At 35.1% G+C, this 10,819-nt stretch carries 21 protein-coding genes; 1 reads left to right on the top strand and 20 read right to left on the bottom strand.

Annotation, left to right across the window (positions count from 1 at the left end; translation table 11 throughout):
* Positions 1–169 precede the first annotated feature (169 nt).
* Positions 170–1,360, top strand: coding sequence for a tyrosine-type recombinase/integrase (locus A9G37_RS10890; protein WP_218059267.1), 1,191 nt, complete (start codon positions 170–172; stop codon positions 1,358–1,360).
* Here the strand turns inward: A9G37_RS10890 and A9G37_RS10885 are convergent.
* The 20 genes from A9G37_RS10885 to A9G37_RS10800 all read right to left on the bottom strand — a co-directional run bounded on the left by A9G37_RS10885 (position 1,349) and on the right by A9G37_RS10800 (position 10,752).
* A complete protein-coding gene (locus A9G37_RS10885; RefSeq protein WP_176701908.1) occupies positions 1,349–1,504 on the bottom strand; it encodes a helix-turn-helix transcriptional regulator in 156 nt (51 codons plus the stop codon). The two genes, A9G37_RS10890 and A9G37_RS10885, sit on opposite strands and share 12 nt — an antisense overlap.
* Positions 1,505–1,632: 128 nt before the next feature.
* Positions 1,633–1,845 carry a hypothetical protein gene (locus tag A9G37_RS10880; RefSeq protein ID WP_065560896.1) on the bottom strand — a complete coding sequence of 71 codons (213 nt, stop codon included), beginning with the start codon at positions 1,843–1,845 and terminating at the stop codon, positions 1,633–1,635.
* 28 nt (positions 1,846–1,873) lie between these two features.
* Positions 1,874–2,119 (bottom strand): DUF3850 domain-containing protein, encoded by a 246-nt coding sequence (locus A9G37_RS13700; protein WP_065575509.1) that lies wholly within the window; start codon positions 2,117–2,119, stop codon positions 1,874–1,876.
* A 2-nt stretch (positions 2,120–2,121) separates the two neighbouring features.
* On the bottom strand, positions 2,122–2,397 hold the full coding sequence (locus tag A9G37_RS10870) for a hypothetical protein (protein WP_065609673.1): 276 nt from the start codon (positions 2,395–2,397) through the stop codon (positions 2,122–2,124).
* 130 nt (positions 2,398–2,527) lie between these two features.
* Positions 2,528–3,214 carry a phage antirepressor KilAC domain-containing protein gene (locus A9G37_RS10865; protein WP_065575507.1) on the bottom strand — a complete coding sequence of 229 codons (687 nt, stop codon included), beginning with the start codon at positions 3,212–3,214 and terminating at the stop codon, positions 2,528–2,530.
* Between the two features lie 2 nt (positions 3,215–3,216).
* Positions 3,217–3,426, bottom strand: a complete 210-nt coding sequence (locus tag A9G37_RS10860; protein WP_065575506.1) for a hypothetical protein — start codon at positions 3,424–3,426, stop codon at positions 3,217–3,219.
* Between the two features lie 242 nt (positions 3,427–3,668).
* Positions 3,669–4,115, bottom strand: a complete 447-nt coding sequence (gene ssb / locus A9G37_RS10855; protein WP_081297740.1) for a single-stranded DNA-binding protein — start codon at positions 4,113–4,115, stop codon at positions 3,669–3,671.
* 60 nt (positions 4,116–4,175) lie between these two features.
* Positions 4,176–4,580, bottom strand: a complete 405-nt coding sequence (locus tag A9G37_RS10850; protein WP_065575505.1) for an Nmad5 family putative nucleotide modification protein — start codon at positions 4,578–4,580, stop codon at positions 4,176–4,178.
* A gap of 34 nt (positions 4,581–4,614) precedes the next feature.
* The gene (locus A9G37_RS10845) at positions 4,615–5,223 is read right to left on the bottom strand and encodes a lambda exonuclease family protein (RefSeq protein WP_065575504.1); all 609 of its coding nucleotides are present in this window, start codon (positions 5,221–5,223) and stop codon (positions 4,615–4,617) included.
* Positions 5,204–5,812 carry a Sak single strand annealing protein gene (locus A9G37_RS10840; RefSeq protein ID WP_065575503.1) on the bottom strand — a complete coding sequence of 203 codons (609 nt, stop codon included), beginning with the start codon at positions 5,810–5,812 and terminating at the stop codon, positions 5,204–5,206. Before A9G37_RS10840 ends, A9G37_RS10845 begins: the two co-directional genes overlap by 20 nt.
* A 13-nt stretch (positions 5,813–5,825) precedes the next feature.
* Entirely contained in the window at positions 5,826–6,002 is a 177-nt protein-coding gene (locus tag A9G37_RS12930) for a hypothetical protein (RefSeq protein ID WP_176701907.1), read from the bottom strand.
* Complete coding sequence (locus tag A9G37_RS10835; RefSeq protein ID WP_065575502.1) at positions 6,003–6,401, bottom strand: hypothetical protein; 399 nt, start codon at positions 6,399–6,401, stop codon at positions 6,003–6,005. It lies immediately after the preceding gene.
* The gene (locus A9G37_RS10830) at positions 6,401–6,694 is read right to left on the bottom strand and encodes a hypothetical protein (protein WP_065575501.1); all 294 of its coding nucleotides are present in this window, start codon (positions 6,692–6,694) and stop codon (positions 6,401–6,403) included. Before A9G37_RS10830 ends, A9G37_RS10835 begins: the two co-directional genes overlap by 1 nt.
* A gap of 108 nt (positions 6,695–6,802) precedes the next feature.
* A complete protein-coding gene (locus tag A9G37_RS10825; protein WP_065575500.1) occupies positions 6,803–7,054 on the bottom strand; it encodes a hypothetical protein in 252 nt (83 codons plus the stop codon).
* A gap of 32 nt (positions 7,055–7,086) precedes the next feature.
* Positions 7,087–7,353: a hypothetical protein gene (locus A9G37_RS10820; RefSeq protein WP_065575499.1), complete on the bottom strand. Its 267-nt coding sequence runs from the start codon at positions 7,351–7,353 to the stop codon at positions 7,087–7,089.
* A gap of 443 nt (positions 7,354–7,796) precedes the next feature.
* Entirely contained in the window at positions 7,797–8,681 is an 885-nt protein-coding gene (locus A9G37_RS10815) for a hypothetical protein (protein WP_034910097.1), read from the bottom strand.
* The gene (locus A9G37_RS10810) at positions 8,674–9,444 is read right to left on the bottom strand and encodes a HipA family kinase (RefSeq protein ID WP_034910094.1); all 771 of its coding nucleotides are present in this window, start codon (positions 9,442–9,444) and stop codon (positions 8,674–8,676) included. The genes A9G37_RS10815 and A9G37_RS10810 overlap by 8 nt, the downstream gene beginning before the upstream one ends.
* A 67-nt stretch (positions 9,445–9,511) precedes the next feature.
* Positions 9,512–9,715 (bottom strand): membrane protein insertion efficiency factor YidD, encoded by a 204-nt coding sequence (gene yidD, locus A9G37_RS13300; protein ID WP_080702292.1) that lies wholly within the window; start codon positions 9,713–9,715, stop codon positions 9,512–9,514.
* Positions 9,702–9,947, bottom strand: coding sequence for a hypothetical protein (locus A9G37_RS10805; RefSeq protein ID WP_034910092.1), 246 nt, complete (start codon positions 9,945–9,947; stop codon positions 9,702–9,704). The genes yidD and A9G37_RS10805 overlap by 14 nt, the downstream gene beginning before the upstream one ends.
* Positions 9,948–10,053: 106 nt before the next feature.
* Positions 10,054–10,752: an XRE family transcriptional regulator gene (locus A9G37_RS10800; RefSeq protein ID WP_141671188.1), complete on the bottom strand. Its 699-nt coding sequence runs from the start codon at positions 10,750–10,752 to the stop codon at positions 10,054–10,056.
* Positions 10,753–10,819: the final 67 nt, after the last annotated feature.

The raw sequence follows: 10,819 nt of genomic DNA, 5'->3' as shown, positions 1-10,819 counted from the left end.
GGTTCGATTCCTGCTGGGGTCGAAATCGCAAACAAGATTAAAAACGACATTCTACGATTTAAGCCTTATTTTAACAGTGTTTTAAGGTATTTCGATACGACTAAACACGATTCTAAACGATTGACAACGCAAACATTTAAACGGTATATTTACGGTATATTTTAATACCGTGACCAAAAATACCGTAATTATGCTAACTGTAAAAGCCATTGAATCAGCAAAACCAAAAGAAAAACCGTACAAGTTGCCAGACTTTGAAAGCCTATATCTATACATCACACCTACAGGAACTAAATCTTGGCGCTATGATTATCAGTTCAACGGCAAAAGAAAAACGCTAACGATCGGTAAGTATCCGTATATTAGTTTATCTGATGCACGCAACGAAAAAGAATTAGCTCGGCAGATGCTTGCTTACGGCAAAGATCCTGCTGTTGAGCGAAAAAGAAAAACTTTACTTGCTAATATCGCGCAAGGAAATACTTTTAAAAAAATAACCCTTGAATGGTTTGATACAAAAAAACGGAATTGGTCTATCAATACCAGAGAAATGATTATTCGGTATTTTGAAAGAGATATATTCCCGTTCGTTGGCGATATGGATATTGCGCAAATCAAGCCTCTAGAAATGTTAAACTGTTTAAAACAAATAGAAAATAGAGGCGCATTGGAAATTGCAAAAAAGATGCGTCAACGATGTACTGAGGTTTTTCAATATGCAATTATTACCGAAAGAGCTGAAAACAACCCCGCGCGTGAATTAGCTAAAGCTATGGTCACACATACACCAGAAAACTATGCGTTTTTAATGGAAGATGATATGCGTGAATTTATGAAAGCGTTACAATCGTATTCGGGTAATATTTTAGTTCGTTATGCTACAGAATTATTAATATTAACTGCTGTCAGGACCATGGAATTATTGAGTTGCAAATGGGAGTATGTTGATCTTGAGAAAAAATACATAATACTACCAAAAGAATCAATGAAAAAATCAAGGGTTCACGTAGTTCCGCTATCTAATCAAGCTATTAATATTCTGAAATTTTTACAACCAATTACAGGGCGGGGAGAATATGTTTTTTCTGGTAGAAATAGTAGTTCAAAACACATGTCTAACGGCGCTATCTTAGGTTTAATAAAACGATTGGGATTTGCTAACCGTGCAACTGGGCACGGCTTTAGGCATCAGTTTTCAAGTGTATTAAATGAGCATGGTTTTAATCGTGACTGGATAGAAAAACAATTAAATCACGAAGAAGGGAATGTGCGTGGTATTTACAATCACGCACAATATTTGGAGGGGCGTCGTGAGATGATGCAGTGGTATGCGGACTATATAGATAGCCTAACCGCATGATTGATATTCTTGTTCTTTTTGGGCAAGATAAGCGTTGATGGTAGACAGCCTCCAACGCGGATGTCTACCTAAATATAAATCGGGCCTTGGAAATTCTCCTTTCGCCACCCATTTGTCTAACGTGGTTTGATCTAATCCGCCCATGTAGCCGCAAACCTGTGATTTGCTATATCTTGGGTCTTCAATTGTTAAATTATTTACCATTATTTACCCCCTATAATCTTTTCTCATCTCTCATCAACAAATAAAACTTAGTAATTTGCTGTGTTTATTCAATTATTTGGAATCAACTTCATTTTTTCAATATTAAGTATTTCTGCGACTTGATTGTACGTTTCAATTAAATCATTAATTTCTTCGTTCCAGCGACCACAATAAATATGTTCACCTTTATTTATTTTATAATTAACAATAATTTCATTTTGAGCACATAGCAATTCATTTAATAAATCACATGAAACAGTTACTGTAGCTTTTTTAGTCATAATTATTCTCCTTATCTTTCTATATAAATCAGTATATTACGTCAATGCTCAACATTACATAACCATCTCTCAAATACTCTGCATCATCTAAAATGTGAGAGATGATAACGCTACATTTACGACCTGTACGATTACCGCTCTTGTCAATTTCATACAAATTCAGAATATCCCCGACCTTGTAATTGCGATCGTTGTAGCGTATTTCAGCTTTTTTCTGACATCGAGCAACGTCCATGAAATATTCAGATTTTATTTTTAATTCGTGTGTAGTCATGATTATTTCCTTTTAATTACAGCTTTTACTGGTTCGACCATACAGTTATCAGCAAACACTTCTCCTTGACCGCTAATAAGATTGATTGCGCATCCGTTAGTTATTTCGTGTACACCTTTAGATGAGCATTTGAAAACAAACGACAGAATAATCGGGTCTAATTCAATCTTCATATAAAGCTCGTTATCAAACAAGAAAACATAACCATAGTCGATATGTTGAAATTCGATTTTACCGTGGTTAAATACGGATTCATCAATTTGCATAATTATTCCCATAAAATATCTACGCAAAATAATCAGCGCAGATATTTGTAATAAATTAATAGAATAGGGTGGTTGTTCAGTGAGTTATTAACAGATTTTGTGGATTAAAAAGGGCATTAAGCCCTTTGTTTACGTATATCAGTTAGGCTACAAGTTTAGTGCTTAACATTTTAGTTAATTTTGTAATTCCCTTACCTGTTACAAGAGTTGTTATGACATCTTGGATGCCTTTTTCTGGGTGCTCCCAATTTGAAAGTTTTACATCCAATAATCCCTGTTCTATCTTATCTTGGTACGGTTCATTGCGGCGATTTATCCATTTTCTTTGTCGCATCAATTGTAATAATCTATTGCGCCCAGTCCCTAACGTTTTTGCTGCTTGCCCAACAGATACAGCACCGTGAATATCTACAGCCATATCATGAAATGCTGCTTTAGGTTTTAGGTAATCAACTTCAAGTTGTAGTTTTTCTTTTTCTTCCTCGGCTTGAATAACCATTAGTGCAAGCTCTTTACTGCTTGGTAGCTTTAATTGATTATTTGAGACTTGTTGCTCTAATTCTTGCCATCGATCAACAACAAAAGCCATAAACTCTGGCGATAATCTAGCAACGATAACAAGTGAGTCACGTTTATTTAACTCATAGTAATCAAACCATTGATTTCTATATTCAAATTTTAGTGGCTCAATTTGAGCGTCTAAAACTTGAGCAGATATTAAGTCTCTAATTACTCGTAAAACGTTTTTATGTTCTTTATTTGTTAACTCCGCTATCTCACGGCTAGACATTGTTAATTCTTTGTTTTGTGAATTAATTAGTGTATTCATAATTAAATGCCTCTCAATTCATTTTTGATAGAGTCCACCAAGTCATTTACAAGCCAGATAGCATCCATAATAAAAACGTGACGACTTTCAAAGCCTTCAATGCTTTGTCCATCAGTAGATAAGAGTTGTATTACAGCTAGTGCCTTGGCTGTTAATGCTTGAAGATTATTGACTGTATCTAGCGATATGCTTATGTTTTTTTGAGTTGACATGATTTTATACCTTTTCGTATGTTTAGTTATTTGATCACTTAGTAGGTGATCGGGTTTCAACTACCGCATACGACGGCGGGACTTATTCCTCTTTCGAGTATTGTATTACGTCCTCTCGACCCGATCATAGATATGATCAAATACCTAAAAATAGGCATAAAAAAACCGCTAGCTTTCGGGTGCGGAAGTCCGCGTATGTTGTAGTATCAACAACTATACAACCCGATAAAATTATTGTCAAATTAAAATGGAATCCCGTCATCTATAAACTCATTTTGCTGAGCTGATGTTTGCGGTTTATGTTGTTGTGCTTGTTGCTGGCTAGTGTTATCGCTATCACGACCCCCTAAAATATGTAAAGTACCACCAATAGGGTTTATTACAACTTCTGTAGTGTAACGATCTTGTCCTGACTGATCTTGCCATTTTCGAGTTTGTAACTGTCCTTCAAGATAAACTTGCGAACCTTTTTTACAGTATTCGCCTGCAATTTCAGCTAATTTACCAAATACAACAATACGATGCCATTCAGTGCGATCACGGGTTTCATTCGTTTGTTTATCTTTCCATGACTCTGATGTTGCGACACTTAAATTAGCAACAACGTTACCATTTTGCATGTAACGGACCTCTGAATCTTGACCTAAATTGCCTACTAAAATTACCTTGTTTATCCCTCTATTTGCCATTTTCTTGCTCCAGTTGTTCATAGCTCTTTGTAAAAAGAGATTTATTAGACTCTATTTCGTTTATATTTTTATGTAATTTTTTGGTTTTTCTGAGTTTTCGATCTGATTCTGTAATGATAAAAAGCATTTTGAAAACTCATGATCGGCGGTGTATGTTGGATACTCTTTTAATTCGTAAAAATCACGCTCAGGCGGTAATGTTAGACATGCGCTTAACCCAGCAAAATAACATGTCACGTAGTTGCAAGTGTAAAAAACACCACCTCTATAAAATGGCAACCCTTTGCCGCGTGCTCTTATCTCATCCGCTTCTTTTAGCTGTTCAGCAGTCACGTTATCGTTATAAACATCAAGAGCTAATTTAGATAAATTTTCATTTGCTGTTTTCAGCTCTTTATTTACTAGCGATTGATCAATTGCATTTTTACAAATTTGTTCTTTGATAGATTTAGTTAATCTAGTCATTGTTTTATCCTTTAAAAAAAAGTCATTTGGACGGTTATGCGGCTTCTATTTGTTTGATTCGCTCATCGAGTTCTTGCAGAAATTTAATAACTTCTGCTTCTATCTCTTGAGCTAATGCTTCGTCGTAATGAATTCGTATGCACCTAAAACTCAAATTATCTGGTAACCTATCGTCATAACTGACAAAATCGCACCATTTTCGACCTGTGCACATCATTTGCCATTGCATTTGTAAGATGTACTCACGCTTTGGCTTTAGTGATTGCATAAATTCTAAATGCGTCCACGTATTCGGGCATTTGATTTCAATTAATCCATCATCATTTACTAACCCGTCGGGGCTTGCTCCAGCGTTTTCGATTGTGGGGTGGGGGATAAAGCCAACTTCTTTAACGGTTGCGTCAAATTGGTTTAGTATGTACATTTCTCTTGCTATCGGCTCTAACTCTGTGCCGCGTTGCATAGCGGCATTGGAGTATGATTCGGTTGGTTTTTCTGTTAGACGTTCGCAAATTAGCTGAGCCATGTAATTTTGGCGGCTAGTTGAATAACCGCTTTTTGTTTTAGCCATCACATCACTAATTCTACTTGCAGTTACTTTGCCTAGCCGTGCGTTAAACCATTCATCCGTTCGCTGTTCCATTATCAGCCTCTTTTGCCATATCATAGATGCGACGTTTTTCACTAGACCCGATAAGTTTTTGGTCTTCAATTGATAATGATTTCCAAAACTCACCCATTGCATCAATACCTTTTTGTGCAGATTGTTCAACCGCTTTGATTAATGATTCTCGTTTTTTGTTTAACGCATCTTCATTAATTTTTTGCGCCTGTTTTTCTTCTTCTGGCAAATCCTCACCAGCGTAAATATAAAAACCCAATCCAAACATTGATATAGCCTTGGTTAAACATCGCATTGTCGCTTTGTTGATATCTACTGAATTTGGCGACTTAATAGCGTGGTTTTTAAAGTCCATAACTGGCAGCCACATAAATCGAGTTGCTTCGTTGCTATCCTCTTTTATTGTTAGTGTTACGCTAACCATCATAGAGCCATCCAGTTCAGTTGTGGGCGGGTTAATTATGTATGATGATTGAGGATAATACTCCATTAAAACACCCCATGCCCACGCCCAAGACAGATATGTTAATCCGTTCTTTTTTTCTACTTTGTCATTAACATTAACTTGTGATAGAGTTTCCCAAATTTTCTTTTCAAACGATTCTGCCATTTTCATATTCCTTTTAATTAGTCGCCACTTCTAACATCCATCGAATCAGCCCAAACAGTCCACCAAGCGTCAAAACGTAGGTACAAAAAAGGGCGTATATTTGCTCGCCCTTAGTCATTTTGTAATTAATATTAAATCGGTCTGTTTCATGTACATTACAGCCGACGTAATCAATCGGTATTGTGTTCATTTAGACGTCCTCGGGTCTTTTTGTTAGCGACCATTTCCAGTTAATGCCTTCAATATTAATAGCTAATGCGCACCCTGTATATTTTCCTGTGTTACTGCTCCACAATTTATCAGTTGCTACGAGGTATGGTTTACGTTCGAAAAAAAACACTCTGCCATTTGCATCCATTGCTGCATAGTTCCATGTCCTATCAATCAGTGTCCACATTTCACGAGAAATTGGTAAAGGTGTTGATTGAGGTGCAATGCGGTATTTTAAATACAATCTAACGGCTGCATCATCGTCTGAATTGCGCCAATTGCCATCAATTTTATATTCAACTTGCACACCCTGCATTTTTGCTAATAAAACCTGTACCATATGCTCTTGATGTTCATTTTGTGGTGTTAATTTTTCCATTATTCATTCCTCAATTCTTCGAAAAACCAATCTGTTATGTCACTATAGTGCTTTAAATCTTCATCAGCTAAAGTGTTGGAAAACCACAAACCGTTACTCCAGCGGCGAGATGAACGCCCGATTAGCTTCGGCACAGGAATGCTACATTTAAGACTTATTGCGCTTACTCTGTTTGACCAAACAACATCCGCATCTAAACAAGCATTTAACACTAACGCTAATTCATGCTCAGTTTTACATTCAACAAACCAATCTTGTTGCTGTAATTGCTCAATAATCTTTTTACTTGTCATTGTTTAATCCTCATGAATTCTAGCCGTTAATTCTGTAAAAAAGCCCGTTACTCAATTCACGGGCAAACGGACTTGCATGTACTCGTCTTTCCGAGTTGTCAAAATCTTTTACTTGTGACTTAAGCTATCTGGATGATGCGGACACCAATACGCTGTAGTATGTGCTTCATTGTCTAGATGAATAAATTTTCCGTATTTGAACAAATCACACACTGAAAAACCGATTACTTTACATTCAAATTTAACGCCAAAGTCATTCTTATAGATAACAATGTCGCCCACTTTAAAATCGCACGGCTTAGGTGGTTGGCTTGTTAATTCTTTTCTTACATAATCTTCAATTTCACGCTTGCGGTTCATAATTTATCCTTATTTATTCTTAAAGCCTGCAATTAACAGGCTTGGTCAATAAGCATTTGCTCGTTATTTTCAATTTTTTTCTTTGCTTCTATAAAAGCTTGTTTGTGTGTTAATCTACACACGCATTCATGAAGTTCTTCTCCGTCGATCTCATCAACGTTCATCATTCTAAGTAATAATGCTGTTAACTCATCAAAGTCGATTTTGGCATATAGTCGATCCTCTTCGTCCCAGATAAAATCTGAAACATCAAAAGAAGCTTGTTGTTGTAATTTTCTGATTTCTTCTTGTTTAGTCATGTTAGAATCTCCTTTTATTTCAAACTCAAGCGCACTTGTTTAAATGCGCTTTGATTTGAATACTGGTACATACCCCAGTAGGTGTTGCGCTCCCTTACTCCGTGTCATCCTTTTATCAGCTTAGAGGGAGCTAGGCATTTCGTTCTAAGATGAGCTTCGCTTTCACACTGTCTACTTTGAATAACACTTTATAAGTTGTTCCGAGTTTCCGAGTTTTTAAAGAGCTTCAACTTTGGTAAGTTGATTTGTTTTGATGTGATCATTACAACATAAGTTGTTATTAATATCAACATCTAAAGTTGTTATTATTTTTAATTAAGTTGTTAAGTTGTTGTTTTTGTGTGATTGATTGTTATTCGTTTGATTGTTTTTCAATCAGTTGGTGTTTTAAAGTTGTGGTGGGGGATTTTAGGCGTGAAAAAACCCGCACAGGGCGGGTTGGTTTAAGCTGCAAAATTGAATTCAGCTCTCTCAATCCTTTTTAAGGCTTGTTGTGGAGTGTTTACAGGGGTAACTATGATTGAGTGCTTATCTCCAACTTCTTCTAGTGTTAATAAAGCATCATTTAATCGCTTCATCTGTCGCTTGCTAAATGTGATATCATCTTCAGTTGGTCTATAGACAATAAGCTCATGTGTACTTCGTGTAAAGAGATTTTCATGATCCTTGATAGCAAATAAATCTAATAATCTTGCTTTGTTTTTATCTAAATCCGTCCCTATGTTATTGGGTCTTAATCTTTCGGTATTAATTGCCGAGCGATCACTTAGGAAAAATATCTTAGCAGCTCTAGCTTCTGATACAACCTTAAATTCTCTATCAAAATAACGATCGAAGCTTGGATGATTATTTATAGTTATATCTTTTAATAATTTTGACCAAGTGTTATCTGATGAATATTGGTTATTATCTTCATCGTTAGAATAAAAATCAAGGGATGACAGACTTGATGTTAGCATCACCGCTTGCCTAAGAACTCCGATAATATCACTGGATAAGGTGCTTTTTATTTTACCCAAAACAACACCTTGCATAGGAACGTTCCAGTTTTCTAGAATTTTTGTTTTGCTTAGATGTGAAGTAAGACTAGAAATAATTAATTCAATCAAAGAGTTAAATTGATCTGATTTGTTGCCATACATAGCTTTAACTACGCACTGTCTAATAGATTGTCTAATTTTAAATTCACCACCTTCACTAACAGCTACCACGGCGATAGTAAGTTTTTCTCCAGAGCCCATGATTGGCTCAAAGTAAATTGGAGCCCAAATAGCTTTATAAGTTGGCGCTTGTGGTATTGTGGATAATAATTTATTACTATCAAACATTTACAAAATCCATCTGGTTTGGGTTAATTCTATTGTTTATGATTTTTTGAATGAATTCACTACGACTAGTTAAAAAATATAGTAACTCATTTTTCGATTTATGAGCAACAGGTATTTCATTAATAGCTTTATCTATTAGATTATTATTATTTATTTCTTTTATTTTTTCGCACCAAATAGTTAATTTGTTACATAGCGCAATTTTATCTAATTTATGTTCACAAGATAACTCGGTAAATTTACATAGCAAATGATTAAATAATATATTATTCCAGTCTTCATCATGGTTTGGTGTGAATTTATCTAATTGCATTGATAAACCATGATCAATCATAGCTATATCTTTTCCATTGTATAATAAATTACCAGAATGCCGGTCTGGATTGATGATAAATTCATCAAAAAAAGACGCGCTTTCAAGGGCGCTCCAGCTTTTAATTATTGAATGAAATTCAATATAATATGGGTCTTGAATATTTAATCTATGATAAAGATTTGGATACCCAACATCAAGAGAACCGAAACAGAAAACATCATATTGGTCTAATAGTAATATAGGTTCAGGAATTGGCAAATTTATTAGTCTGCCTAATATTGCACAAATTAATTCTTTTAATATCTCAATTCCTTTTATATACTTCGCTACAACAGGATATTCTTCATTATCACAACAAGCGATACATCTGAAAGAACTATTTATGCCGTCTTCGATAGGTTCCGAATCACTAATAATTCTTCCTACTTTTATTATTTTGTCTGTCATCAAATATTATTCCTTACATTATTTCAATTATTTATTTTGTTATATTCAAAAACCGCCGAAGCGGTTGTTACGGATAATCTTTGCCACCATTTGGTGGTTTACATCTCATTAATCTGCCTAATGTCATTTTCCACCCTTTGAATACGCCATATTTTTCAATTGCTAATAAGGCATATTCTGAGCAAGACGGTTCGAATCTACATGCAGAGCGAATGCGATTGGGGGCTATCGCTCTATATAGATATATTAATTTAAAACTAAGCCACTTCACGTCTAAAGATAATCACATAATAAATAGAATATTCTTCTTTCTTTCCTAAAAGAGAAGCAAGACACCCTGGGGATGTTCTTACTCCAACGCTTTCAACGCTTACAAATTCCCAATTATCGTTGGCTTTGTTATTTATTATTTCACGCAAATAAGCTCCAGCTTCATTGCCTTTATCCTTTTTTCCGACATTAATATTTGGTGGAATTTGAACTGTTTCATAAATATAACGCATTGTTTTCTCCTTGAATTTTTATTTAATATATATCTAATCATGGTTATCTGTTTTATTCACTAGAATAACCTCAAAGCGGTTAGCCGTGTTTTCTTAATAGCATTGATTACATTTCAAATGAACAATGAAATACTCGCCCGATTATTTCTATATTTTTTGAATCATCAATTTCATCAGGAAATTCTTCAGAGTTGTAAGAAACAATTCTTATTTTTCCTGCTGGTAATAAATACAATCTTTTTAGCCGACACAATCCGTCTTGGCATATTGCATAAACATCGCCATCACGAATATCTTTTTGTAGTGTGTTCACCGCAACAGTTGCTCCATCTGGAATAACGGGCTCCATACTGTTTCCTTTAGCTGGAAAACAAATGACAAATTCTTTTTGTGCGTTTTTTCTTCTAAAAAAAGATTTGCTAAATCTGAGCTTATATCCATTGTGATCTTCCGTGCTTGAACAACCATGTCCTGCTGCAAGTTCAATTGATTTGAAATATGGAACTTCAACTTCATCATCATTTAATGGGGTTTTATCATCCCACTCATCTACGTCTCTTGTTGATAATTCATCCATCGGCGTTCCGTCTCGTTGCTGTTTAAGCTGAGGACCTTCTCCTTTAGCTAACCATTCAACCGAAACACCTAAATAATCAGCGATCTTCAATAGATTTCTATTTGATTTTGTTTTGCCTGTCATTAATTTCCATATTGTGGTTTGAGACATACCAATAGCCTCTCCCAATTTCGCTTGAGAAATCTTCTTTTCTTTCATTATTGAGGTTAGTCGATCTGCTAATGTCATTTTTTAAGCTCCTTTTTCATTTAAATAAAATACAACCAAAGTTGTATAAAGTAAAACATCTTAAGTT

Source organism: Gilliamella sp. GillExp13, assembly GCF_001690815.1.
In the GTDB taxonomy this organism is placed as follows: Bacteria; Pseudomonadota; Gammaproteobacteria; order Enterobacterales; family Orbaceae; genus Gilliamella; species Gilliamella bombi.
The sequence above is the reverse complement of the archived record's forward strand: the minus strand, read 5'-3'. Positions and strand labels throughout refer to the sequence as shown.

Excerpts from the sequence above, each read along its gene's own strand:
- A9G37_RS10885 (WP_176701908.1), bottom strand. The coding sequence starts at position 1,504 with ATGGGCGGATTAGATCAAACCACGTTAGACAAATGGGTGGCGAAAGGA.
- A9G37_RS10880 (WP_065560896.1), bottom strand. The coding sequence starts at position 1,845 with ATGACTAAAAAAGCTACAGTAACTGTTTCATGTGATTTATTAAATGAA.
- A9G37_RS13700 (WP_065575509.1), bottom strand. The coding sequence starts at position 2,119 with ATGACTACACACGAATTAAAAATAAAATCTGAATATTTCATGGACGTT.
- A9G37_RS10870 (WP_065609673.1), bottom strand. The coding sequence starts at position 2,397 with ATGGGAATAATTATGCAAATTGATGAATCCGTATTTAACCACGGTAAA.
- A9G37_RS10865 (WP_065575507.1), bottom strand. The coding sequence starts at position 3,214 with ATGAATACACTAATTAATTCACAAAACAAAGAATTAACAATGTCTAGC.
- A9G37_RS10860 (WP_065575506.1), bottom strand. The coding sequence starts at position 3,426 with ATGTCAACTCAAAAAAACATAAGCATATCGCTAGATACAGTCAATAAT.
- ssb (WP_081297740.1), bottom strand. The coding sequence starts at position 4,115 with ATGGCAAATAGAGGGATAAACAAGGTAATTTTAGTAGGCAATTTAGGT.
- A9G37_RS10850 (WP_065575505.1), bottom strand. The coding sequence starts at position 4,580 with ATGACTAGATTAACTAAATCTATCAAAGAACAAATTTGTAAAAATGCA.
- A9G37_RS10845 (WP_065575504.1), bottom strand. The coding sequence starts at position 5,223 with ATGGAACAGCGAACGGATGAATGGTTTAACGCACGGCTAGGCAAAGTA.
- A9G37_RS10840 (WP_065575503.1), bottom strand. The coding sequence starts at position 5,812 with ATGGCAGAATCGTTTGAAAAGAAAATTTGGGAAACTCTATCACAAGTT.
- A9G37_RS12930 (WP_176701907.1), bottom strand. The coding sequence starts at position 6,002 with ATGAACACAATACCGATTGATTACGTCGGCTGTAATGTACATGAAACA.
- A9G37_RS10835 (WP_065575502.1), bottom strand. The coding sequence starts at position 6,401 with ATGGAAAAATTAACACCACAAAATGAACATCAAGAGCATATGGTACAG.
- A9G37_RS10830 (WP_065575501.1), bottom strand. The coding sequence starts at position 6,694 with ATGACAAGTAAAAAGATTATTGAGCAATTACAGCAACAAGATTGGTTT.
- A9G37_RS10825 (WP_065575500.1), bottom strand. The coding sequence starts at position 7,054 with ATGAACCGCAAGCGTGAAATTGAAGATTATGTAAGAAAAGAATTAACA.
- A9G37_RS10820 (WP_065575499.1), bottom strand. The coding sequence starts at position 7,353 with ATGACTAAACAAGAAGAAATCAGAAAATTACAACAACAAGCTTCTTTT.
- A9G37_RS10815 (WP_034910097.1), bottom strand. The coding sequence starts at position 8,681 with ATGTTTGATAGTAATAAATTATTATCCACAATACCACAAGCGCCAACT.
- A9G37_RS10810 (WP_034910094.1), bottom strand. The coding sequence starts at position 9,444 with ATGACAGACAAAATAATAAAAGTAGGAAGAATTATTAGTGATTCGGAA.
- A9G37_RS10805 (WP_034910092.1), bottom strand. The coding sequence starts at position 9,947 with ATGCGTTATATTTATGAAACAGTTCAAATTCCACCAAATATTAATGTC.
- A9G37_RS10800 (WP_141671188.1), bottom strand. The coding sequence starts at position 10,752 with ATGACATTAGCAGATCGACTAACCTCAATAATGAAAGAAAAGAAGATT.